Origin of the sequence: Ruegeria sp. SCSIO 43209 (assembly GCF_019904295.1) — a bacterium.
In the GTDB taxonomy this organism is placed as follows: Bacteria; Pseudomonadota; Alphaproteobacteria; order Rhodobacterales; family Rhodobacteraceae; genus Ruegeria.
Genome location: NZ_CP065359.1, coordinates 1606818 through 1631318 on the forward strand (window position 1 = coordinate 1606818; position 24501 = coordinate 1631318).

A 24501-nucleotide genomic window follows, 5' to 3' on the forward strand; every position below is an offset into this window, starting at 1 on the left:
GTCATTGGCCCACGCGGGGCTTAGTTTCTTTTAGGTAGGAAAATGCCGGGCAGAGATGCCCGGCTCAGTGTTGCTCAAATCAGCATTAGCCCTGAACTTTGGTATAAGTCCCCTCACCCGCCAGGATGCCGCGGAACCCGCCGGGTTCATCCAGACCGAAAACGATCAGTGGCAGATTGTTGTCGCGCGCCAATGCAATGGCCGATGCGTCCATCACGCGCAGCCGCTTGGCCAAAACATCGTCATAGGAAACCTGATCATAGCGCACTGCATCCGAGTGTACCTTGGGGTCTTTGTCATAAACGCCATCCACACCGTTCTTGCCCATGAAGATCGCCTGACACGCCATTTCGTTAGCGCGCAGAGTCGCAGCGGTATCGGTGGTGAAATAGGGGTTCCCGGTTCCTGCGGCAAAGATGCAAACCCGCTTTTTCTCAAGGTGACGAACAGCACGGCGGCGAATGTAGGGCTCGCACACCTCATCCATCCGAATGGCCGAAATTACACGTGTAAAGACCCCTACCCCCTCCAGAGCGGATTGCATCGCCAGCGCGTTCATGACAGTCGCCAGCATACCCATGTAGTCGGCTGTCGTACGCTCCATCCCCTGCGCAGATCCAGACAGACCACGGAAGATATTGCCACCCCCGATGACCATGCAAATCTCAACACCAAGATCATGAACCGATTTGACCTCTTGCGCGATGCGCTGAACGGTGGGCGGATGCAGTCCGAATCCCTGATCTCCCATCAGCGCCTCGCCGGAAATCTTCAACATGACACGGTCATATGTTGTTTTTGGGGTCTCGGTGGTCTCGACGGAAGGGGAAAGGCTCATGTTGCGCTCCGGGCTGGCACGGGGTTATTTTCCGGCGCAAAATGAAGCAAAACCTCCGCAGGTTCAATGCGGATAGTCAGGAACGGGGCAACCAGTCATGGCCGACAACTCTGAGAACCGGCTTTTGGCGCAATTGCCGTCGATTCCCGATGACAAACCTGTATTGATCGCCGGGCCCACTGCCTCGGGTAAATCGGCGCTGGCGCTGTTGATCGCCGAGCGTTTCGGAGGCGTGATTGTCAACGCCGATGCTAGTCAGGTCTATGACTGCTGGCGTATTATCTCGGCCCGCCCCTCGCCCGAGGATGAGGCCCGCGCACCGCACCGTCTGTATGGGCATGTTGCCTATGACCAGACCTATTCGACTGGTCATTGGCTGCGAGAGGTCACGCCGATGCTGTCGCAACGCCCTCGTCCGATAATCGTCGGAGGGACCGGTCTGTATTTCACAGCTCTGACCGAGGGGATGGCCGATATCCCCGCAACCCCGCCGGAAATCCGGGAACACGCGGATAAGTTGCCGTTGCAAGAACTAATCGCGGGTTTGGACGGTCTGACCCTGCAGAGGATCGACACCCAAAACCGCGCGCGTGTTCAGCGCGCCTGGGAGGTTCAGAACGCAACCGGGCGATCCCTTTCGGATTGGCAGGCTGACACCCCCGCCCCGATACTGGATATTCAAAACACGGTGCCGATTGTTTTCGACGCCAGAAAAGACTGGCTGCTGGATCGCATCAACCGACGGTTCGACCTGATGTTGGACCAAGGAGCTATAGAGGAAGTGGAGGCCATGCGCGATCGCTTTGACCCCTCTTTTCCCTCCTGTAAAGCGATCGGCGTTCCGGAGCTAATGGGCTACCTGGACGGCCGCATGACACTGGATGAGGCGCGCGAAAAAGCGACGATCGCGACACGGCAGTTTGCCAAGCGCCAACGCACATGGTTCCGTGCGCGCATGAAGTTCTGGCATCACCTTGACGCTGCGTGTTGAAGGCTGCAGTCGCCGGAGACGATAAAGCCTAATATAACAACGCTTTAATCAGCACTATGGTGAGAGATAGATATGTATCCATCTATCCGTCACAACGCGACTCGTTTCCTTTCACATTGAAACTTTCCGAACCTCACTTTCTGCCCGGATGTCGTTTTTGTACCATCTATGACGATTTCCAACATTGACGCAGGGAAAAAACTGGTGCCGAATGCGGCTATGGGGATGTTGATAAATCGTAAATCCAAGCCCGTGGCCCTACCAACCGAGACCAAACGGTCCCTGTAGTGCCCGGCTCTATCAATCAGAAACACGAAATCTAAAAAAATTATGTGTCACAGGGAGACATCTATGGAAAACCAGACAATCAACGGAAAGCCGATGCATTGGGCGGCAGAGATGCACGCCAAGGAATATCGTGAGGGCAATCTGAGCCGTCGTGAATTTCTGGCCCGTGTAACCGCGCTGGGCGTTGCTGTACCGACGGCATATGGCATGATTGGCCTGCAGTCACCGGCAGCCGCTGCCGAACCTCAGCGTGGCGGCACCATCCGCTATCAAATGGAAGTGCGCGCACTGAAAGACCCGCGCACATATGACTGGACGCAGATCGCAACCTTCACGGCTGGCTGGCTGGAATATCTTGTCGAATACAATAATGACGGCTCGTTCAAACCCATGCTGCTGGAAAGCTGGGAAGCCAATGATGACGCCACTGAATACACGCTGAACGTCCGCAAAGGTGTGAAGTGGAACAATGGTGACGATTTCACTGCCGAAGACGTAGCTCGTAATATCGAAGGTTGGTGCGACGGGTCTCTTGAAGGGAACTCGATGGCCTCGCGCATGGCCTCACTGATGGATGAGAGCACTCAGAAAGCCGCAGATGGCGCCATCACCGTTGTCGACTCGCATACAGTCAAGCTGAAGTGCAACGCGCCGGATATCACGATCATCCCCGGCATGGCAGACTATCCGGGTGCAATCGTACACAGCAGCTTTGATGCAAATGATATGCTGTCCAACCCAGTTGGTACGGGTTTCATGATGCCCGAAAGCCATGAAGTCGGCGTGAAGGGCGTACTGGTCCGCAACGAAGGCTTTGACTGGTGGGGCTACGAAGCTGGTAAAGGCGGCTATATCGACCGGATCGAATTCATCGATTATGGCACTGACCCTGCCGCTTTCCTGGCCGCCTATGAGGCCGAAGAGATCGATATGAACTGGGAATCGGTTGGCGAGTTTGTCGACATCTTTGACAGTATTGGCCTTGTCCGCTCGGAAATCCCATCGGGCTTTACCATTGTCATTCGCCCCAACCAGCTGGCTGAAGACGCCGATGGCAACAAAATCTATGGCGACAAGAGGGTCCGTCAGGCCCTCGCCATGGCAGTCGACAACGCCGTCTGCCTTGAACTTGGCATGTCCGGCTACGGCATCACTGCCGACAACTGTCATGTAGGCCCGATGCACCCCGAGTACGACTCGGCTGTGACGCGTATCCCTTACGATCCGGCAGGCGCAAAGGCGCTGATGGACGAAGCGGGTATGGGCGATTTCGAGCACGAAGTGCAGTCGATCGACGATGACTGGCGTCGCAATACCACGGCTGCGGTAGTGGCTCAATTGAACGATGCGGGCATCAAGGCAAAGCACACGGTTCTGCCTGGTTCGACATTCTGGAACGACTGGACCAAGTACCCGTATTCCTCGACCAACTGGAACCACCGCCCGCTGGGCACGCAGGTTCTGGCACTGGCGTATAAGTCGGGTGTCGCTTGGAACGAATCTGGTTTTGCCAACGAAGAGTTCGACAAGCTGCTGGCCGAGGCGAACTCGATCGCGGATGTCGATATGCGCCGCGAGGTGATGGCGAAACTGCAGGCGATCATGATCGACGAAGGCGTGGTCATCCAGCCGTATTGGCGGACCGCGATGCGTCACCACCGCGACAATATGGTCGGTGTCGAAAAGCACATTGCGGACCTGCCGCAGCTTTATAAGTTCGGCCTGACTTCCTAAGCCGAAACCTACAAGGGCCGCGCCAATCTGGCGCGGCCCTTCGTCCTCAATACGGCGACCAGAATAATAGCAATGCGTGGGGCGAAATGCCTGTCACGCCAGCCGATCAACAGGGGCTAACATGGGACTTTTTATTCTAAGGCGTGTGGGGATTATGCTGCTGACAGCATTGTGCCTGACATTCCTGGTCTTCTTCCTTACCAATCTCTACCCGAACCTGGAAAAGCTTGCGAAGACGCAGGGCAATTTCAGGATGTCTGATGAACAGGTAGAAAGCTATCTGGAGAAAAACGGCTACCTCCAGTCCACGCCGATCAAATACGGTGAATGGCTCGGTGTCCTGCCCTCGTTCCGACACACGAATGAGGACGGTACCGTTCAGGGCAGATGTATCCTGCCAGGCAAAACTGCCGAGGAATCTCCGAATTTCTGCGGTATCCTGCAGGGGTACTGGGGATATTCAACTGTCTTCAAGGAAGAGGTCTCTACCGTTGTTGGCAACCGGCTGGCACTGACCGGACGGCTGATGTTCTGGGTGATGCTGCTGATGGTCCCTTCGGCACTTATTCTGGGCATCCTGGCCGGGATGAAGGAAGGTTCGGCCACTGACCGGACGCTTTCAACCTTTGCCATTACGACGACGGCGACCCCAGAATACGTCTCGGGTGTGATCTTCATAGCGATCTTCACATCCTCCGCCGTCGGACTCAAATGGTTCAAAGGCACCGCCACTCAGGCGATGGAGAACCCGACATTTGAGAATTTCTTCTTACCAGTGTTGACCATCGCGCTTTACGGGATGGGCTATATCGCCCGGATGACCCGCGCCTCAATGACCGAGGTGATGACGGCGCAATACATCAGGACGGCGCGTCTGAAAGGCGTGTCATTCCCGAACATCGTCATGAAACACGCGCTGCGCAACGCGCTTATCGCGCCCTTTACAGTCATCATGCTGCAGTTCCCATGGCTGCTGAATGGTGTCGTGATCGTCGAGACCCTGTTCAACTACAAGGGCTTTGGCTGGGCGCTTGTACAGGCAGCGGGCAACAATGACATCCAGCTGCTGCTGGCGATCTCGGTCGTGTCGGTCTTTGTGGTGCTGGTGACGCAGCTGATCTCGGATATCGGCTATGTCTACCTCAACCCGCGCATCCGCATTTCGTAAGGAGGGATAGATCATGGAACCACTTACCTGGACCGGCTCTATCGCCTTCCTGAACCCGCTGTTGATGCTTGCGTTGGGACTGATGCTTTTGTCCATCGTTGTCTGGATGCTGGCAAGTATCGTGCTGCCCGAAGATCAGATGATTGTGAATGCCGATGGGACGCTCAGTTCGAGCTCTGGCCTAAGAATCCTGATACAATCGTCGCTACGCTATAGCTTTCTGGCAAGTGTGGGAATTGCGGTGGCGTACATTGTCCTTGGCATCCTGATGGGGACCAGTGCTGGCATCATCGGCGCTATCTCTCAGCAGTTTCTGCCCGTCTGGCTGTCGCTGATCATCCTTTATGCGATGTCGATTGCGTTCAAGCGCAAGCTGGGCCTATATGGCAAGCTGTTCGACAGCCCCATTGGTATGATCGGCTTTGGCCTTGTGATGTTCTGGGTGTTCACCGGCATATTTGGCGCACTCGATCTGATCGTAACCCACGATCCCCTGTCGCAGGTCTCGGGTATGAAGAACAAAGTGCCGGGCACCCCGCTTCCCAATCTGGAGGACGGTCAATACGCTTGGTATTTGCTGGGTGGAGATAACCTCGCGCGCGACGTCTTTAGCCGTATGGTTAAAGGTGCTTGGATCGTCGTGCAGATCGCGCCGCTGGCGACGATGTTTGCCTTCATGGTCGGTATCACTCTGGGTTTACCCGCAGGCTACTATGGCGGGCGTCTGGATACGCTCCTGTCATTCCTCGCGAACCTGATCCTGGCTTTTCCCGTTATCTTGCTGTTCTACCTTTTGGTCACGCCCGAGATCGTAGCGACCGGCGTGCCGAACTATATGGCGGCGATCCTATTCGTGTTCCCGATCATCTTCCTCGGCGTTCTGCTGAATTCGCGTTTCTATACGCGTCCCAGTTTTCGAACGCCTTTGTTGATCGGCGTTCTGGGTGTTGCGCTCTGGCTCTACCTGTCGCTGATTTCGACCGGTGGCTACATCATCAACACCGACAGCTACCGCATCTGGGGTCTGCCGACCTACCTTGATCTGTTCGATATTCCAGGCGGTATTCTGGTGGTGTTCGTCTCGGTGGTCTTCGTGAACTCTCCGACCGTGTTCCGCATCGTACGCGGACTGGCGCTGGACATCAAAACTCGCGACTATGTGGCTGCGGCCCAAACGCGCGGCGAGGGTCCATGGTACATCATGCTGTGGGAAATCCTGCCCAACGCGCGTGGCCCGCTGATCGTCGATTTCTGCCTGCGCATCGGCTACACGACCATCCTGCTTGGAACCTTGGGTTTCTTCGGGCTGGGGCTGCCACCGGAAAAGCCCGGACTGGGGCTCGACGATCAACGAGGGGCGCAAGCTTCTGTCGATCTATCTACATCCCGCACTGCCGCCCGCGCTGGCATTGCTGTCGCTGGTTCTTGGCTTGAACCTGCTGGCGGATGGTCTGCGCGAAGAAAGTCTGAAGGACTGATTGTGATCGAGGCCGGGGGCTCTGCCCCCGGACCCCCGAGATATTTTTAGCCAGATGAAGGGGAACCCCCGGACTCTCGCGAGGAGTAATAAGATGAACAAACTGGCGGATTATGACGGGCCAATCCTGGAGATCGACAAGCTTTCGATTTCCTTCTTTACCCGCCTTCGTGAGATCCCTGCCGTGATGGATTTCTCGGTCAGTGTGCAACCCGGCGAAGCCGTCGGTTTGGTGGGTGAATCAGGTTGTGGGAAATCTACCGTGGCGTTGGGTGTCATGCAGGATTTGGGCAAGAATGGCCGCATCGTCGGTGGCTCGATCAAGTTCAAGGGGCGTGATCTGGGTGAAATGACCACCGAAGAGCTGCGCGACATACGTGGCAATGAAATCGCGATGATCTATCAAGAGCCGATGGCATCGCTGAATCCGGCGATGAAGATCGGCAAGCAGCTGATGGAAGTGCCGATGATCCACGAAGGTGTGGGCGCGGAAGAGGCCTACGCGCGTGCGCTGGAGGTCGTCACCGATGTACGCCTGCCCGACCCTGAGCGGATGCTGAACTCGTTCCCGCATCAGCTGTCAGGCGGTCAGCAGCAGCGGATCGTGATTGCGATGGCGCTGATGTCGAAACCTGCCTTGTTGATCTTGGATGAGCCAACAACCGCTCTGGACGTGACGGTCGAGGCCGCCGTGGTCGAGTTGGTCAAGGATCTGGGCAAGAAATACGGCACCTCGATGCTGTTCATTTCGCACAATCTGGGTCTGGTGCTGGAAACCTGCGACCGGCTGTGCGTGATGTATTCAGGTGAAGCCGTCGAGCGTGGCTCGATCAAGGATGTATTCGACGAGATGCAGCACCCGTATACGCAGGCGCTGTTCCGCTCGATCCCGCTGCCGGGCGCTGACAAGAACTCGCGCCCGCTGGTGGCCATACCTGGGAATTTTCCACTGCCCCATGAGCGGCCTCCGGGCTGTAACTTTGGTCCGCGCTGCGACTATTTCGAAGAAGGTCGCTGTGACGCCAAGGATATCCTGATGGAGGCGGTACCGGGCAACGACCGACACCACACGCGATGCTTGAAATTCCAGGAAATCGACTGGAACGCGCCAATCACCGTTGGTGAACAGAAAGAGAAAGGCGAGATTGGCCGGACTGTTCTGAAAATGGACAACCTCAAGAAATACTATGAGGTGGCGGCGAATGCATTGTTCGGCGGTGGTGAGACCAAAGTGGTCAAGGCCAATGAGACGCTAAGCTTTGAAGCGCATGAATCCGAGACGCTTGCCATTGTCGGCGAATCCGGTTGCGGCAAATCCACTTTTGCGAAGGTCTTGATGGGGCTGGAAACGGCCACCGACGGGCAGATCCTGCTGGACAACCGCAATATCGAGGACGTGCCCATCGAAGAACGCGACGCCAAGACCGTTGGCGAAGTGCAGATGGTGTTTCAGAACCCGTTCGACACGCTGAACCCGTCGATGACCGTAGGCCGTCAAATCATCCGGGCGCTGGAAATCTTTGGCGTCGGTGACTCCGAGGCTGATCGCAAGAAGCGGATGCTGGAACTGCTGGATCTCGTGAAATTGCCCCGCGCCTTCGCGGACAGGATGCCACGCCAGCTATCAGGCGGTCAGAAGCAGCGCGTCGGTATCGCCCGCGCATTTGCCGGTGATGCACGGATCGTGGTTGCGGATGAACCGGTTTCGGCGCTGGACGTATCCGTACAAGCTGCCGTTACAGACCTGTTGATGGAAATTCAGCGCGAGCACAAAACCACGCTGCTGTTCATCAGTCACGACCTTTCAATCGTGCGCTATCTCAGTGACCGTGTGATGGTGATGTATCTGGGGCATGTGGTTGAACTGGGCACCACCGATCAGGTCTTTAGCCCACCCTATCATCCCTACACTGAGGCATTGCTAAGTGCGGTTCCAATCGCAGACACATCGATCGAAAAGCAGCACATCGTGCTTGAGGGCGATATCCCCTCGGCCATGAACCCGCCGCCGGGTTGCCCATTCCAAACACGCTGTCGCTGGAAATCAGAAGTGCCGGATGGGCGATGCGAATCCCATGTGCCTCCGGTGCAGACACTTGCGGATGGTCATCAGGTGAAATGTCACCTTGCCGAAGACATTCTGGCCAAAATGGAGCCGGTTATCAAAATTGCGGCCGAATAAATCCGCGCAAACGAAAGAAAAGGGCCGGTCAAAGACCGGCCCTTTCAATTTGCGTCACGTTTAGTGGGGAGACAGGCGACGCAGGTCGTGGGTGAGTGGCAGTTTCTGATCGTAATCAGCCCGTCATCACGTTGTTGCCGAAGTGCATGAACTCCTGGTTCATACCCGCCACATCTCCGGCTTCCAGTTTTAGACTGGCGCTGTCGAGCATCTTGTAACTCTGCTGGCTTTTGACCCAATCGTCTGCGGCCTGCAGCGTCGTAAGCGTGTATGACGTAACCTCATTGAGGTAGTGCGTCGGGATGATGATCTTGGGCTTGAGCTTGGCGACAATATCGTTGCCCTGATCGAAGCTAAGGATGTGTTCCGATCCGTCGACGGGCAAAGTCAGCACGTCTACCTGTCCTATAGCATCCCAGAACTCCTGAGGCGGATTGTGGCGGTTGTCGCCCCAGATCAAGGTGCGAATGCCTCCGGTTTCGACAAGGTAGACCACCATATCCATATGTCCGACGTTGTTGGGCGGACAAGCTTCCGCGCCAAACTCGGCCAAGGCGTTGGTCCATTCGTACCAACCCGGCGCAACGCAGGCATGTTTGTCAGCAAAACCTGTGATCTTAAGATCAGCAAATTCAAAATTGCCCGCCATCCTGTCTAAAACCATTGTGGAACTTGGCCGCTCGATAGCGTCATGGTCAAAATGAGCATGAGTGGACATAGTGATATCAACTGGGATCTGCGGGAACTCGTTGCGGAACCACAGGCCCCATGCGCCGGAGGGATCATCGCGCCAAGGATCAAACAACACGGTCGCTCCGTTTGGAGAGGTGATTTTAATCGCGCAGTGACCGTAATAATCGATTCCAACCGCTCCCGTGCTTGCCTGACCAGTCGAGCCCTGTAGATCGATTACGTGGTTATTATTGCCAGGCTGTAGCCAGGCCTGCGATTGCGCCTCGGCCGGTTTGCTACCCAGCAGTGAGGCCCCTGCACCGACACCGGCGGCCCCGGCAGCCATAAAGAACGATCGACGCGACAGACCAGTTGCCAATGTGTCGCGTTCTCCGTTTAGAATTGTGGGTTTCAGATCTTTGCGATCCATTTTTATCCTCCCGAGTTGAAAAGGCCCGGCTTGGTCCGCACCCTTGCGACCAGCCTAGCGCGCGTGGCACAGGTTGCTCAGATCAGAAAAATCGGGGGGGAATATGGGGGAAATCCCCATATTCAGAAATCACGAAATCGACAAAAGATGGCTTCGCAAGTTCTGGTCACGGCCTTCGAGGCCAAGTTTTCGACGAATATTGTTACGATGAAAATCAATTGTAGAAGTTTCGCGCGACATCGCCCGGGCGATATCTTTCGTGGTTTTGCCCGACATGACCAGCTGAGCAATTTCGATCTCGGTCGGCGTCATGACCGAAAACGCATCCGATAGTTTGTCGGAAATCATTGAAGTAATCTCTTGCAGATTACGCTCGGCCAATTCCAGATAAACTTGCGAGGCGTCGCCTTCGGTCAATAGCCCGCGCAACTTGTCCAGATAAGGCAACACCATCGTGCGAACCTGATCTACGATATCCTGATCCCGGTCTTTCCGATCGTCGTCCAAACTGGTCAACAGCACCCGTAGCGCCGTGTTTGTTTCCTGCAGCTCCCGCGTCCTCGCCGCGACGCGGTGCTCCAGTTGCGCCAGAGTTTCATTCAACTTCACTTCCAGCGCTCGGCGCAGGTAAACCTCTTGGATCAAAGCCAAATCCGATTCAACCATGCGCGCAAACTGTGCCAAACCTTCACGAAACAACAAGGCCCGGCGATTGCGGTGACGGTCCAAGACGCAGATTGTTCCGAATACCGAACCATCCGGCCACTTCAGCGGAAAACCGATATAGAAGGACATGCCATGCTCCATGTCCTCATTGTCGCTCCAGGCCGGGTCACATGTTGCGTCCTCGACAACAAATTCGCCGTCGCGTTCCAGAACGCCCTGACAATAGAGCTTGGGGTTCAGTCGAAAATTCATGCCGACCGGGTATGGGTTTTCTGGATGATCCGATGTGATCAGAACCGCATGATCCGGCGCTTCGGTCTTCATGATCAAAGTGGCGGGCACATCGGCCAGCTGCGAAACAAGGTCGACCAAACGCTGCCAGTTCGCCATTGTTTCGGGTGGTATGTTGGGTCGATCTTGGATCATCGTAATTCGCACAAGTCCGAAAGGTTATCCAATCAGACTAGGACAGCGTTTGGCGGTAGATCAAGAAACAGACACGCTGCGGCGCAGCTAGCCCCCCCAGATCACTTTTACGTAATTCTGGGTTTCCTTGTAGGGTGGAATTCCGCCGTGCTTTTCAACTGCTTTGGGCCCTGCATTGTAAGCTGCCAGTGCAAGGCGCCAGGACTTGAACTTGCGGTATTGCCAGGAAAGATAACGCGCACCACCCTCCAGATTCTGGATCGGATCGTGCGGATTGACGCCCAGCAGCCGCGCGGTCTGGGGCATCAGTTGCGCAAGACCTAAGGCCCCTTTGTGGGATTTGGCATTCGGGTTCCACCCGCTTTCTTGTTGAACAAGTCGCAGGAAAAGTTCTTCCGGCACGTTATGTTGCCGCGCTGCTTTTCTGGCATGATCCAGATACTGGCCCCGGTAGTTACCAGAGTAACGCTTGACGAATTTCCCACGCTCGGTCTTGGGTTTAAGCCGTTCAGAGCCGCGATATTGCGTAGCGGCCCGATTATCCAAAACCTTGGATTGCTTGAGGAATATCGCCTTGCGATTCTTGGTGGACAGCGTTTCTGCCTGCGTCACGAACGACGTCAGACAAAGACCCAATACCGAGATACCGCCGACCAGAAAACGCATTAATGCCAATCCTGCACCCTCAACAACCAATCAGATTATAGTTAAATCAGCCGGAAATGAAAGCTTGGTTAAGACAGTCCTAATGTTTTCCTGCTCAGCGTTGCACGATCAATCATGTTTCAACCAAGTCGTAGCCCGTATAGGGTCAGCAGCAGAATACAGCGCCAGATTCGGGCGCCATCCAGTCAGAGTAAAACGAGGGAATATATGGCGGGTTCAGTCAACAAGGTCATTCTGATCGGCAATCTCGGTGCCGACCCCGAGGTGCGGTCGTTCCAGAACGGTGGTAAGGTGTGCAACCTGCGCATCGCAACATCAGAGACATGGAAAGACCGCAACACTGGTGAGCGTCGGGATCGAACCCAATGGCACACAGTCGCCATCTTCTCGGAACCTCTGGTTCGCGTTGCCGAGCAGTATTTGCGTAAAGGCAGCAAAGTCTATGTCGAGGGCCAGTTAGAGACCCGCAAGTGGCAGGATCAGTCGGGGCAGGATCGCTATTCGACTGAGGTTGTCCTGCGCCCTTACCGCAGCGAGCTGACTATGCTGGATGCCCGCGGTGAAGGCGGTGGCGGCGGTGGTGGCTATGGCGGTGGTCAGGCCGGAGGAGGCTATGGTGATCCCTATGGCGGTCAGTCCAGCGCCCCTGCCCCTGCATCCGGCGGCATCGATGACGACGAGATTCCGTTCTAAACCAAACGGAGAAACAACATGGCATGGTCCTTCTCACTTGGCCGATTGCTCGGCTCGGAACTGAGGGTCCATGTCACCTTCTTCCTGCTGCTCGCCTGGGTTGGTTTTGCGGCGTATTCCAGCGGCGGTTGGCCCGCTGCGCTCAACAACATCCTGTTCGTTCTGGCTTTGTTTGCCTGTGTCGTCGCGCATGAATTCGGTCACGCGCTCATGGCAAGGCGATACGGCATTCGCACCCCTGATATCACTTTGCTGCCAATCGGTGGACTGGCACGTCTTGAGCGGATGCCAGAAAAACCGATGCAGGAGGTTTGGGTCGCCTTAGCAGGCCCGGCCGTAAACGTCGTCATCTGGGCCATCCTCGTGGTTTTAGGCGCGGGGATACAACTTGGATCGCTGGCCCAGATCGACTCGGCAGGCACGAACCTATTGAGCCGTCTGGCCTATGTGAATCTGCTGCTGGCGGCCTTCAACATGATCCCGGCATTTCCGATGGACGGCGGGCGTGTATTCCGCGCCTTGCTATGTATGAAGATGGAACGTGCCAAGGCCACGCGGATCGCCGCCCTTGGCGGTCAGATCGTAGCGGTCGGGCTTGGCTTTCTGGGGCTGACCTCTGGCAACCCGATACTGGTTCTGATCGCCGTCTTTGTCTTCATTGCCGCGAATTCCGAAAACCAGGACGTTGCGCTACGTTCGGTTGCGCGGCGTGTTAAGGCCCGGGATGCGATGATCACCGAGTTCAAGGCATTGTCGCCCGATGATACGTTGGCGACGGCGGCTCAAGCGGTCATTCATACGACCCAGCACGAGTTTCCCGTCTTGGCCGAGGATGGCAGCCTTTTGGGTTTTGTCACCCGTGACCGACTGTTCGCAGCGTTAGCAAGCGACCATCCCCGATCCGAGCCTGCAGCGTCGATTATGGATAAGAACATACCACAAGTCGCACTCACCAGCGGATTGGACCAAGTTCTGAATGGCCTGCATAAAGGTGCACCCGCAATTGCTGTATGCACCAAATCGGGACACATGGTTGGCTATATCACCCGCGAAAACATCGGCGAGCTGATGGTAATCCAGGGGCGCTGAATCTCAGCAGGCGGCCAGCGCATCATCAAGCACCGAGACCACTGTCTCGCGCGGCACTTCTGAAGTGACGAATGCCTGCCCGATGCCTCGTGCCATAATGAAACGCAACTGGCCATCCACGACCTTTTTGTCCTGCGCCATCAGATCGACCAGTGTTTCTGCATCCGGCAGTTCACCCGGAATATCGGCCAGATCAGTCTTCATGCCCATGGCGCGCAAATGCGCCCTGACACGGCTTGGATCTTCTTGCGGGCAAAGCCCCAGCCGAGAAGAAGTTTCAAACGCCAGCGCACAGCCGATGGCGACACCTTCACCGTGCAGCAATCGATCAGAATAATCGGTCGCAGCCTCAAGCGCGTGGCAGAAAGTATGACCCAGATTGAGCAGCGCCCGGTCGCCCTGCTCGGTCTCGTCGCGTGCCACGATATCGGCCTTCATCTGAACCGAACGTGTGACGGCCTGCACACGCGCCGCCATGTCGCCGGATGCTAACAGAGGCCCGTTGTCTTCAAGCCACTCAAAGAACTGGGCATCGCCCAACAGTCCATATTTGACGACTTCGCCATATCCGGCGAGAAAGTCCCGCGTCTGTAAAGTACCCAGCACGTCCGTGTCGGCCAACACCAGTGACGGCTGGTGAAACGCTCCAATCAGGTTCTTGCCCTGTGGCGCATTGATCCCGGTCTTGCCCCCAACCGAGCTGTCGACCTGTGCTAGCAGCGAGGTAGGTATCTGAACAAAGCGTACCCCTCGCCGCATCACTGCTGCAGCAAATCCCACCAGATCACCGATCACACCCCCACCTAGCGCAACGACGATGTCGTTCCGTTCGACCTTCTCCGCCAGCAACCATTCTACCGCGCGCTCAAAATGCGGCCAGCTTTTGGTGGCCTCACCCGCTGGCAGTGCCAGAGCATTCATCCCGATCCCGGCTGAGGCCAGGCCTTCACGCAGTGCATCCAGATGCAGGCCCGCGACAGTCTCATCCGTCAGAACCGCGACACGCTTACGCTTTATCAGTGGAGCAATCCGTTCCCCAGATTGCGCCAAAAGGCCGGGACCGATCTCAACATCATATGAACGCTCGGCCAGATCAACATGTACGGTTTGATGCATTAAATTCGTTCCAAAATATCAGGGCGCGTCACCAATGCAGCGATCACCCGATCCACCATATCTTCGATTGCGGTTTCGCCATCTGAGTCAGCCACCAGATCGGCCTGTTCATAGATCGGCACGCGCGCCTCGTACAAACCGCGCAACGTTGCATACGGGTCTGCCGTACGCAGCAATGGGCGCGTGTCTTTATGTTTGACGCGATTCCACAACACGTTCAGATCGGCCCGCAACCACACAGATGCACCGCGATCTGAGATCATTTTTCGATTGCCTTCTGCCAGAAACGCGCCGCCCCCAGTCGACAGGATGCCTTTTTCCTCGTCCAGAAGCCGCCCGATGATCTGACTTTCCTTGCTGCGAAAGAACGCCTCACCATCGCGGGCAAAGATCTCGGGGATGGTCATGTTGGCGGCCGATTCGATCTCGGAATCGCTATCGAGAAAGGGAACGCCTAGCCGAGCCGCAAGGGCCCGGCCCACCGCAGTCTTTCCAGCCCCCATCATTCCGACCAAAACGACGGTTTTGTGCAGTTGAAACTGCGCCGCTGTGTCGGAACGCACCGTGTTATGCTTAATTTCGCTCATTTCGTCGTGAATGACGTGATCTTAAGAAAAATGCTAGTTATAACTTGGGCAAAAGCAAAAATTGAGGCAGCGTTCACCCATGGGCCGTTTAATCAAGTTCCTGATTTACCTCATCTGCCTGTGTTTCATCGGGCTGGTTGGGTATGCCTATGTCGGGCCGTTTTTTGGTGCGGACTTTTCCGCTCCTCAAAGTGAAGTCCGCGAACCGGTCATCTTGAATGCCGACTAGAACCACTCTTCTGGCGTTTTTTCTAGCCGGAACTGCGCAGGCACAATCGACGGAGCCCTTGTCGATCATCGACTGGCTGACCGACCCGCCTGAGAATCTGCCGGGCACAGTGCTATTAGAGCCACCTGTCACCCAGACAGGGTTGCAGCCGGATATTCAGGTCACCCCGCTTGAGGCGCTGTCGCCTCCGCTGGGTTTGGTGGCCTCTTCCGTCACGGGTCTGCCAGTCAACTTGTGGCAGAACAGCGATGCGGATCGTCTGGCGGAACTGATCGGGCAGGTGCGGGTCAAGTCCAACCCCGCAATGCAACGGCTGCTGTTCACCCTGCTCCTTTCCGAGGCACGTCCCCCAAGCGGAGGACAGGCAGAAGACAAATTGCTTATGGCGCGACTGGACCGCCTTATGCAATTGGGCGCATCCGATCCGGTACAGTCTCTGGTTCAGCTGGCCGGTCCGACCGATACGCAAGCTCGTTTCAAACGCTGGTTCGATGCGACGTTGCTGACGGGTGACGAAGACCGGAGTTGCACCGCGCTGATCGCGCAGCCGAATTTGTCTCGGGATTACGCAGCGCAAATATTCTGCAAGGCCCGTCGTGGAGATTGGGCGTCAGCTGCTCTGACACTCGAAGCCGCTCATGCGCTGCAGGTGCTTCCCGATGAACAGCTGGCATTGCTCGATCGCTTTCTCAGCCCGGAATTGTTCGAAGGGGCCGAGTATCTTCCTCAGCCCGACGACCCGAATCCGCTTACGTTCCGTCTGTTCGAAGCCATTGGTGAACGTTTGCCCACGGCTTCACTGCCACGGGCGTTCGCCAATGCCGATCTGCGCGATGTGGCGGGCTGGAAAGCCCAGGTCGAAGCTGCTGAACGATTGACGCGGATTGGGGCGCTGACACCCAATCAGTTGCTCGGCCTGTATACCGAACGTTCTCCGGCTGCTTCGGGTGCTGTCTGGGACCGCGTGGCTGCCATCCAACGGTTCGAAACCGCATTGGAAACCGGAAATCCCGAGGCAGTTTCCAAAACTCTTGTTGAGGTCTGGGCTCAGATGAAAACCGTCGGGCTTGAGGTTCCATTTGCCGAACTCTTTGCCCCGCGCCTGGCTGCAATCAAACTGTCTGGTCCGGCTGCCGAGAATCTGAGGTGGCGTATTCTGCTGTTGTCCGAGCTTTATGAAGACGCGGCGCAAAACGTGCCTGATAGTTCAGAGACCAACATGTTTCTGGCCGCCCTGGCGCAGGGCGATCCGCAGCGCGCACCGTCACCAACCCCTCTGGCGGATGCCATTTCGCAGGGCTTTGCCTGGTCCGCGCCCATCCCTTCGGATATCGACGGGCTTCTGAGCAACGATCAATTGGGCGAAGCCATTCTGGAAACGATGCAATTGTTCGCCCATGGCGCGCGCGGCAATCTGGTCGACCTGACCGCTGCAATCGCTGCGTTCCGCCGCGTGGGTCTTGAAGACACCGCACGTCGGGCCGCGTTGCAGTTGATGATCTTGAACGGGGCTTGAGCATGACCGCGCCCGCGTCTCAGGAGCTGTGGATTTCCACCTTCCTCGAAGCGCAAGCTGCCGAGCTTGGCGCTGCCACCAACACCCTGCTCGCCTATGGCCGGGATCTGAAAGATTTCTCTGATTGGTTGACGCGTCGGAAATCGGGCTTTTCCGAAGCGGATCGCGATCGGATCGAAGGTTACCTGATCGATTGCGATGCGCAGGGCCTGTCGCGCTCGACAAGGGCACGGCGGTTGTCGGCGATCAAACAATTGTACCGATTTGCTTTCGAAGAAGGCTGGCGCGAAAGCAATCCGGCCATCCAGATCAAGGGACCAGGGCGCCCCAAGCGATTGCCAAAAACACTGGACGTGCCCGAAGTTGACCACCTGCTTGCAGCAGCGCGGCGCACGGGCCGTTCCGACGCAGACAGAATTCGCAACACGTGCCTGATGGAACTGCTCTATGCGACGGGGATGCGGGTGACAGAGCTGGTATCGCTGCCGGTCAGTTCAGCCAGAGGTGATCCCCGCATGCTGCTGGTCCTCGGCAAAGGCGGGAAAGAGCGGATGGTTCCGCTGTCCCCCCCTGCCCGCGAGGCGTTGGCAGACTGGCTGCAAGCCCGCGATGCGGCCGAGGAAAAAGCTATTTCCAAAGGGGGGCAAGCGTCGCGTTTCCTGTTCCCGTCGCGCGGGAAATCCGGGCACCTGACGCGGCATCGCTTCTTTCTGCTGGTCAAGGAACTGGCGATCGAAGGCGGTGTTTCGCCTGAAAAAGTCACACCTCATACGCTGCGCCATGCGTTTGCGACGCACCTGCTGGCCAATGGCGCGGATTTGCGCTCGATCCAGACGCTGTTGGGCCATGCAGATGTGGCGACAACCGAGATCTATACGCATGTTCTGGATGAGCGCCTGTCGGAACTGGTGTTGGAACACCACCCGCTGGCCAAAGACGACACCACAGATCAGGGCTAACCCCTTGATTGGCCGGGCCCGCACCCCCATAACGAATGCAGCAACACGAACAACCTAGGACCAATGGAACCCACTCCTTCTCTGCTTGATGGCGCATTCTGGATCACGACAGGATCCATTCTTCTTCTCCTTGTCCTATCGGGCTTTTTTTCGGGCTCCGAAACTGCGCTGACCGCATCATCGCGTGGCAAGCTGAGAGCGCAGGCTGACAAAGGCTCGCGCGGGGCGAAAAAAGCGCTGGAAATCACCGATGATAACGAACGTCTGATCGGCTCGGTCCTTCTCGGCAACAACCTTGTCAACATCCTTGCCGCTTCGTTGGCAACCGCCCTGTTTACCCGCCTGTTCGGCGAAAGCGGTGTGGCGCTGGCGACGCTCGTGATGACCCTTCTGGTGCTGATCTTTGCCGAGGTGCTGCCCAAGACCTACGCGATTACCAACGCCGAAAAAGCCGCCGCCTTGGTGGCACCCGTTATCAGCGTCGTCGTAACGGTGTTCTCGCCGGTGGTGGCTGCCGTCCGGCTACTGGTGCGCGGTGTATTGCGCCTGTTCGGCGTACAGATCGACCCCGATAGCAACATCCTTGCGGTCCGTGAAGAAATCGCTGGCGCATTGCAACTGGGCCATTCCGAAGGTGTGGTCGAAAAAGAAGATCGCGACCGTATTCTGGGCGCGCTCGATCTTGGCGACCGCGCGGTGGAAGAGATCATGCTTCACCGTTCGAATATTGAGATGATCGATGCGGATGACGAACCCGAGGCGATCCTGAAACAGTGTCTGGAAAGCCCACACACCCGCCTGCCTGTGTTCCGTGAAGAACAGGAAAACATCGTGGGTGTCGTGCACGCCAAAGACTTGTTCCGCGCAATGTATGCACAGGTAGGCGGCGCGGATGGTGATCCAGAGCGGCTTAAGAATTTCGACATCGCGAAGGTTGCCAACGATCCTTATTTCGTGCCCGAAACCACCACTCTGGACGACCAAATGCGTGAGTTTCTTCGCATGCACAGCCATTTCGCGCTTGTTGTTGACGAATATGGATCGCTGCGCGGGCTGATCACGCTGGAAGATATTCTGGAAGAGATCGTGGGCGAGATCGCAGACGAGTTCGACATCGACGAAGATGTCCCCGTTACCCGATCTGACGACGGCCAGTATCTGGTCGAAGGCGCAATGACCATCCGCGACGCCAACCGCGCGCTTGACTGGTCGCTGCCGGATGAAGAAGCCAACACGCTGGCCGGTTTGGTGATCCACGAGGCTCAGATGATCCCCATTGTGGGCCAAGTATTCTCGTTCCACGGTTTCCGATTTGAGGTCACGGCCCGCGAAGGCAACAGGATCACCGCCCTCAAGGTTCGTCCTCTCTAAGCCCTACAGCGCGCGTATTCAGCAAACGACGCGCGGTGTCGCGAACGGAACAGTAATACGCCAGAGCCCTCGGCAGGCTCGGCCAAAAGCCGAGGGAGAAACATCGTGAAAACCACCACCCGTGTCGCAGTTATCGGAGGCGGCGTTGTCGGATGCTCGGTCCTCTATCACCTGACCAAGCTCGGTTGGTCGGATGTGATGCTGCTGGAACGGTCTGAGCTGACCAGCGGTTCGACCTGGCATGCGGCGGGCGGGTTTCACACCCTGAACGGCGACACAAACATGGCCGCCCTGCAGGGTTATACCATCCGGCTGTACAAAGAGCTGGAAGAGATCACGGGCATGTCGTGTGGCCTGCACCACGTCGGCGGCGTCACGCTGGCCGACAATTATGACCGGTTCGACATGTTGCTCGCCGAACGCGCCAAGCACCGATTCATGGGTCTTGAGACCGAGATTGTCGGGCCAGAGGAGATCAAGAAAATTGCTCCGATCACCAACACCGATGGCATCCTTGGTGCGCTGTATGATCCGCTGGACGGGCATCTTGATCCGTCGGGTACAACACACGCATACGCCAAGGCCGCGCGTATGGGCGGGGCTACGATCGAAACACATTGCATGGTGCGCGAGACGAACCAGCGCCCGGACGGAACTTGGGACGTGGTGACCGACAAGGGTACAATTCACGCCGAACATATCGTCAATGCGGGCGGATTGTGGGCGCGCGAGGTCGGTGCGATGGCCGGGATCTATTTCCCGTTGCATCCGATGGAGCATCAATATCTGGTCACCGATAACATACCCGAGATCGAGGCCATCATCGACGCAGGTGGCGAGCACCCGCATGTGATGGACCCCGCTGGCGAAAGCTATCTGCGGCAGGAAGGGCGTGGACTGTGCATCGGCTTCTACGAACAGCCCTGCAAGCCTTGGGCGGTCGACGGCACCCCGTGGGAGTTTGGCCATGAATTGCTGCCCGATGACTTCGACAAGATCACCGATAGCATCGAATTCGCCTACAAACGCTTCCCTGTTCTCGCTGAGGCGGGTGTCAAATCCGTCATCCATGGGCCGTTTACCTTTGCCCCGGATGGCAACCCTCTGGTCGGCCCGGTGCCCGGCGTGCGGAACTACTGGTCAGCCTGCGGTGTCATGGCCGGTTTCAGCCAAGGCGGTGGTGTTGGCTTGACCCTCGCTCAATGGATGATCGAAGGCGAACCCGAACGCGATGTGTTTGCCATGGATGTGGCGCGGTTTGGCGATTGGATCAGCCCGGGCTATACGCGCCCCAAGGTGATCGAGAACTATCAGAAGCGGTTCAGCGTCGCTTATCCGAACGAGGAACTGCCTGCAGCGCGTCCCAACCGAACAACACCAATGTACGACATCTTCAGCGATCTCGGTGCCGTTTGGGGGCAGCAATACGGGCTGGAAGTACCAAACTACTTTGCCCAAGGCGATGAACCGGATTTCGAGACACCCTCGTTCCGCCGTTCCAACGCCTTTGAGGCCACCGGCCGCGAAGTTCGTGCCGTGCGTGGAGGTGTTGGGATCAACGAAGTCCACAATTTCGGAAAATACCGTATTACCGGTGCCGGTGCTCGTGCATGGCTGGATCGCATCATGGCGGGCCGCATACCCAAACCAAGCCGCGTTTCACTGACGCCAATGTTGTCGCATAAAGGTAAGCTGATCGGGGATTTCACCGTCTCCTGCTTGGGCGACGACCTTTTTCACCTGACCGCCTCATACGGCAGTCAGGCATTTCATATGCGCTGGTTCCTGCAAAACCAGGACCATGGCGTGGGCATCGAGAACATCAGCGACCGGTTGAATGGGTTTCAGATCGCAGGCCCCAAGGCCACCGAGGTTTTGTCGGCCTGCACCCGAGAAGCAGTCAACTCGCTCAGGTTTCTAGACGTGCGCGAGATGACAATTGGCATGACCGACTGCATCGTTCAGCGTGTCAGCTATACGGGCGATCTGGGTTATGAGATTTATTGCGACCCAATGGCCCAACGGCAACTTTGGTGGAGCCTGTGGCAAGCGGGTCAAGCCCACGGCATGACCCCGTTTGGCATGCGCGCAATGATGAGTCTGCGTCTGGACAAGTTCTTTGGCTCGTGGATGCGAGAATTTTCACCCGACTATACAGCGGCAGAAACCGGGTTGGATCGGTTTATCTCATTCTCCAAGAGCAGCGAATTCATAGGCCGAGCAGCGGCCGAGGCCGAGCGCGCATCTGGCGCTGATCGCTGCTTGGTGGCTTTTGAGGTCGACGCGGCAGATGCAGATGTAAACGCGTACGAACCGATCTGGTTAGACGGCGCTGTTGTCGGCTTCTGTACATCTGGTGGGTATTCGCACTTTGCGGGCAAGTCGATTGCCATGGGGTTCCTCCCGACTGAACAGGCCACCGAGGGACGTGCGGTTGAAATTGAAATTCTAGGTCAGATGCACAAAGCGCGTGTCATCACGACCCCACTTTTCGATCCCGATGGCGCAAGAATGCGGGGATGACTTATTAATCCACCGACGGCATGCTTGCGAAATGACCCAGATTCCCATCATCCTGCTCGCTGCCGGGCAATCCAGCCGCATGGGTGGTGCTGATAAGTTAATGCAACCGATTGAAGGCGTGCCGCTTCTGCGCCGAGTGGCTCAGCGGGCGCTTGCCGCAGGTCACGTTATCATCGCCCTGCCCCCGGCCCCACATCCCCGATATACGGTGCTACAGGGCCTCGATGTTCAACTGGTCGAAATCCCAAATGCGCAAGAAGGCATGAATGCCAGTTTGAGAGGCGCAATGGCCTCCGTTCCAGCAAATGCACCTGCGGTCATGATCCTGTTATCGGACCTTCCGGACCTCACAACCCAAGACCTGAACAGCGTTCTCCGATCAGTCAAAACCCACCCTGACAATCTGATATGGCGTGGGGCTACTGACGAAGGCGCTCCCGGCCATCCTGTCGTGTTTGATCGTTCTCTATTTTCAGAGCTTTCGGAACTGAACGGTGACAGCGGCGCGCAGATTGTTGTGCAACGCTACAAGGGCAAGGTTCATCTGCATCGCCTGCCCGCCCAGAATGCGCTGCTTGATTTGGATACACCCGCCGATTGGACCCGTTGGAATGCGGGCCGACCGCAAAAGCAGCCCCTCAAATAAACGCGACCCGGTCAATAATGACCGGGTCGCATGCCCAAAAACAGGACTACCACTTTCACCAATCTCTAAAGCGCGGTCAGATCGCCAATCAGGCTTCCCGACGTTGTGCTGCTGAACCTAAACAAGACCCCCTCGTTAACATGCCGCTCAGCGCTATGGAGACTGAGATGCGCCTTTGACACCCCCTAGTGCCTAAGGCCCCCCTCACTTGGGCAACTCCAATGTCGCTGATCCGATGCGTTCAAACAATGTAAAATTGGATGAAATGGTAAATTTCAGCGCAGGCGCACTGGCTTTTGAGCAACAATGCAACACTCTGGATTCTACCAATGGTTGCATCGACTTATACTTTTTCCAGAAGTTTCCGTCAGTTGCGCACTTAGAATACGGCTAACTTACCTATTTCAAAGGCATCGACGGGCGTGTTCGAAATTTGAACACTCCATCTCACGCAACTTTTAGGAGAAGTATTTTTGAGACCGCAAAAGCGTCGTTTCTTTGTTAACAAAAATGAATCAATTCAATGCTTTTTCGAAATTATTGACTTTATCGGCAACAATCCACCGATTCGCCACATAGCACCCAAGCTGATTCTTGCTACCCGAGCACGTTGAACGGAGTCATTAAAGCGGCGAAACGTGGCGAAATTAAGGTTTCTTAATATTTCTCTCAGGATATCCCAAGGTTGCCAGTGCATCTCCTGTCTCAATGCGCGGGATCAACCGCCGAAATAGACAGGAGTCAAAATGAGCATCCGTAAATCCTCACTGCTTATTCCACGCACATCCAGCTGGATGGGAGCTACCGCACTGGGCGCGGCCATGATGGCCACCACCGCCCTGCCCGCAATGGCAGACGAGGCTCTGGCCGATCTGGTCGAAACCGTCTCGCCTTCGGTGGTCACGATCACCGCCAAGCAAGATGCCAAACCACGCCCCACACAAGGTCAGGAGTTCGACCTCGAAAACCATCCCTTTGGCGAGTTCTTTAAACGGTTCGGCGGTCCTGAAGGATTTGACATGCCGCAGCGAGGCCCCAGCCAGGGTTTGGGATCAGGCTTTGTACTTGATAAGGCGGGATACATCGTTACCAACCACCACGTTGTCGACAACGCCAGCGAAGTGACCGTACGTCTGAGCGATAACCGCACTTTCGAAGCCGAAATCGTCGGAACAGATCCGCTGACGGACATCGCCGTACTTAAAATCGACGCAGGGGAAGACCTGCAAGCCGTTCAAATGGGTGACAGCGACGTCATTCGTGTGGGCGAAGACGTCGTCGCCATCGGCAACCCGTTTGGCCTGAATGCAACTGTCACGACCGGTATTGTTTCCGCGAAGGGACGCAATATTTCGGAAGGCCCTTATGCCGAATTCATCCAGACCGATGCTGCCATCAACAAAGGCAACTCGGGCGGTCCGCTGTTCAACATGGAAGGTGAAGTGATCGGTGTGAACTCGGCTATCTATTCGCCAAGCGGCGGCTCAGTCGGGCTCGGCTTTGCGGTGACCTCGAATATTGTAGATCACATCACGGCTGATCTGCGCGATGACGGCGAGGTCAGCCGCGGTTGGTTGGGAGTGTCGATCCAGAATGTCAGCCCCGAACTGGCTGCTGCGATGGGTATCGATACGGCAACAGGTGCACTGGTATCGGATGTTGTACCTGACAGCCCGGCCGATGGCGTACTGCAGCAAGGTGACGTGATCCTGACCTTCAATGACGAAGCCGTTGATTCCAGTAGCGATCTTCCGATCCTGGTTGGCACGACCAAGGTAGGTACTGATAGCACGCTGACTGTTCTTCGAAATGGCAAAGAAGAACAGATCGAACTGACAATCGGTCAGCATCAGTCAGCCTCGGCGGCGACCGATAGCGTGGTTGAAGACAAGTTCGAAGGTACGTCGCTGGGCGTAACCGTGGCACCGCTGACCGAAACCGCCCGCGCCGAGATTGGCGTGGCCGAGAACATCGATGGTGTTGTTGTCACCGATCTGGAGCCCGAAAGCCCTGCGGCCAAGGCCGGATTGCAGCGTGGTGATGTGATCGTTCGACTGGGCAATCTGGATACCGTTACGCCAGACGCTTTGAAAGAAGCGCTGGAGAACGAAAAGACGGATCCAGCTCTGGTTTTGATCAATCGCGGTGGCAACCAGATCTTCGTCGCGGTCGAAATCGCCTAACCCTACACCTAAGCGCGCCACATGATGGGGAAATCTGGAGCGCTTATTCTG

General features: G+C 56.5%; 19 protein-coding genes and 1 pseudogene. 14 read left to right on the forward strand and 6 right to left on the reverse strand.

The annotated features are described in order from the left end of the window. Window positions 1-85 precede the first annotated feature (85 nt). Entirely contained in the window at window positions 86-838 is a 753-nt protein-coding gene (pyrH, locus tag I5192_RS08115) for a UMP kinase (protein ID WP_170405311.1), read from the reverse strand. Between the two features lie 97 nt (window positions 839-935). Here pyrH and miaA point away from each other — a divergent pair, with 97 nt between their 5' ends. The 5 genes and pseudogenes from miaA to I5192_RS08140 all read left to right on the forward strand — a co-directional run bounded on the left by miaA (window position 936) and on the right by I5192_RS08140 (window position 8678). Next, window positions 936-1829: a tRNA (adenosine(37)-N6)-dimethylallyltransferase MiaA gene (gene miaA / locus I5192_RS08120; RefSeq protein ID WP_223118151.1), complete on the forward strand. Its 894-nt coding sequence runs from the start codon at window positions 936-938 to the stop codon at window positions 1827-1829. 351 nt (window positions 1830-2180) lie between these two features. Continuing rightward, window positions 2181-3851, forward strand: a complete 1671-nt coding sequence (locus tag I5192_RS08125; protein WP_170393298.1) for an ABC transporter substrate-binding protein — start codon at window positions 2181-2183, stop codon at window positions 3849-3851. Between the two features lie 121 nt (window positions 3852-3972). Beyond that, the gene (locus tag I5192_RS08130) at window positions 3973-5019 is read left to right on the forward strand and encodes an ABC transporter permease (protein WP_170393299.1); all 1047 of its coding nucleotides are present in this window, start codon (window positions 3973-3975) and stop codon (window positions 5017-5019) included. Window positions 5020-5032: 13 nt separating this feature from the next. Beyond that, window positions 5033-6497: pseudogene (locus tag I5192_RS08135) on the forward strand (ABC transporter permease). A gap of 93 nt (window positions 6498-6590) precedes the next feature. Further along, window positions 6591-8678, forward strand: coding sequence for an ABC transporter ATP-binding protein (locus I5192_RS08140; protein WP_170393301.1), 2088 nt, complete (start codon window positions 6591-6593; stop codon window positions 8676-8678). A gap of 115 nt (window positions 8679-8793) precedes the next feature. Here I5192_RS08140 and I5192_RS08145 read toward each other — a convergent pair whose 3' ends face one another. The 3 genes from I5192_RS08145 to I5192_RS08155 form a co-directional block, all read right to left on the reverse strand. Continuing rightward, window positions 8794-9780, reverse strand: coding sequence for an MBL fold metallo-hydrolase (locus tag I5192_RS08145; RefSeq protein WP_170510750.1), 987 nt, complete (start codon window positions 9778-9780; stop codon window positions 8794-8796). A gap of 129 nt (window positions 9781-9909) precedes the next feature. Next, window positions 9910-10872: a LuxR C-terminal-related transcriptional regulator gene (locus I5192_RS08150; RefSeq protein ID WP_170405297.1), complete on the reverse strand. Its 963-nt coding sequence runs from the start codon at window positions 10870-10872 to the stop codon at window positions 9910-9912. An 87-nt stretch (window positions 10873-10959) separates the two neighbouring features. Then, entirely contained in the window at window positions 10960-11538 is a 579-nt protein-coding gene (locus I5192_RS08155; RefSeq protein WP_170393304.1) for a lytic transglycosylase domain-containing protein, read from the reverse strand. Window positions 11539-11745: 207 nt separating this feature from the next. Here I5192_RS08155 and ssb point away from each other — a divergent pair, with 207 nt between their 5' ends. Together ssb and I5192_RS08165 are read left to right on the forward strand one after the other, a co-directional pair. Further along, window positions 11746-12231, forward strand: coding sequence for a single-stranded DNA-binding protein (ssb, locus tag I5192_RS08160; protein ID WP_170393305.1), 486 nt, complete (start codon window positions 11746-11748; stop codon window positions 12229-12231). An 18-nt stretch (window positions 12232-12249) separates the two neighbouring features. Continuing rightward, a complete protein-coding gene (locus I5192_RS08165) occupies window positions 12250-13320 on the forward strand; it encodes a site-2 protease family protein (protein WP_170595835.1) in 1071 nt (356 codons plus the stop codon). A 3-nt stretch (window positions 13321-13323) separates the two neighbouring features. On the opposite strand, the gene aroB is transcribed toward I5192_RS08165, so the two are convergent. Together aroB and I5192_RS08175 are read right to left on the reverse strand one after the other, a co-directional pair. Further along, window positions 13324-14436, reverse strand: a complete 1113-nt coding sequence (gene aroB / locus I5192_RS08170) for a 3-dehydroquinate synthase (protein WP_223118152.1) — start codon at window positions 14434-14436, stop codon at window positions 13324-13326. After that, the gene (locus I5192_RS08175; RefSeq protein ID WP_170393308.1) at window positions 14436-15023 is read right to left on the reverse strand and encodes a shikimate kinase; all 588 of its coding nucleotides are present in this window, start codon (window positions 15021-15023) and stop codon (window positions 14436-14438) included. The genes aroB and I5192_RS08175 overlap by 1 nt, the downstream gene beginning before the upstream one ends. 79 nt (window positions 15024-15102) lie before the next feature. Between I5192_RS08175 and I5192_RS08180 the strand changes: the two genes are divergently transcribed. From I5192_RS08180 to I5192_RS08210, 7 genes are all read left to right on the forward strand, one after another. Next, window positions 15103-15252, forward strand: coding sequence for a hypothetical protein (locus I5192_RS08180; RefSeq protein WP_170393309.1), 150 nt, complete (start codon window positions 15103-15105; stop codon window positions 15250-15252). Then, the gene (locus I5192_RS08185; protein ID WP_223118153.1) at window positions 15242-16768 is read left to right on the forward strand and encodes a hypothetical protein; all 1527 of its coding nucleotides are present in this window, start codon (window positions 15242-15244) and stop codon (window positions 16766-16768) included. The genes I5192_RS08180 and I5192_RS08185 overlap by 11 nt, the downstream gene beginning before the upstream one ends. A 2-nt stretch (window positions 16769-16770) precedes the next feature. Further along, window positions 16771-17727: a site-specific tyrosine recombinase XerD gene (locus tag I5192_RS08190; protein WP_170645926.1), complete on the forward strand. Its 957-nt coding sequence runs from the start codon at window positions 16771-16773 to the stop codon at window positions 17725-17727. Between the two features lie 63 nt (window positions 17728-17790). After that, complete coding sequence (locus I5192_RS08195; protein WP_170393312.1) at window positions 17791-19098, forward strand: HlyC/CorC family transporter; 1308 nt, start codon at window positions 17791-17793, stop codon at window positions 19096-19098. A gap of 105 nt (window positions 19099-19203) precedes the next feature. Next, complete coding sequence (locus I5192_RS08200; RefSeq protein ID WP_223118154.1) at window positions 19204-21621, forward strand: FAD-dependent oxidoreductase; 2418 nt, start codon at window positions 19204-19206, stop codon at window positions 21619-21621. A gap of 31 nt (window positions 21622-21652) precedes the next feature. Continuing rightward, on the forward strand, window positions 21653-22267 hold the full coding sequence (locus I5192_RS08205; RefSeq protein ID WP_223118155.1) for an NTP transferase domain-containing protein: 615 nt from the start codon (window positions 21653-21655) through the stop codon (window positions 22265-22267). Between the two features lie 746 nt (window positions 22268-23013). Continuing rightward, window positions 23014-24450 carry a DegQ family serine endoprotease gene (locus I5192_RS08210; RefSeq protein WP_223118156.1) on the forward strand — a complete coding sequence of 479 codons (1437 nt, stop codon included), beginning with the start codon at window positions 23014-23016 and terminating at the stop codon, window positions 24448-24450. Window positions 24451-24501: the final 51 nt, after the last annotated feature.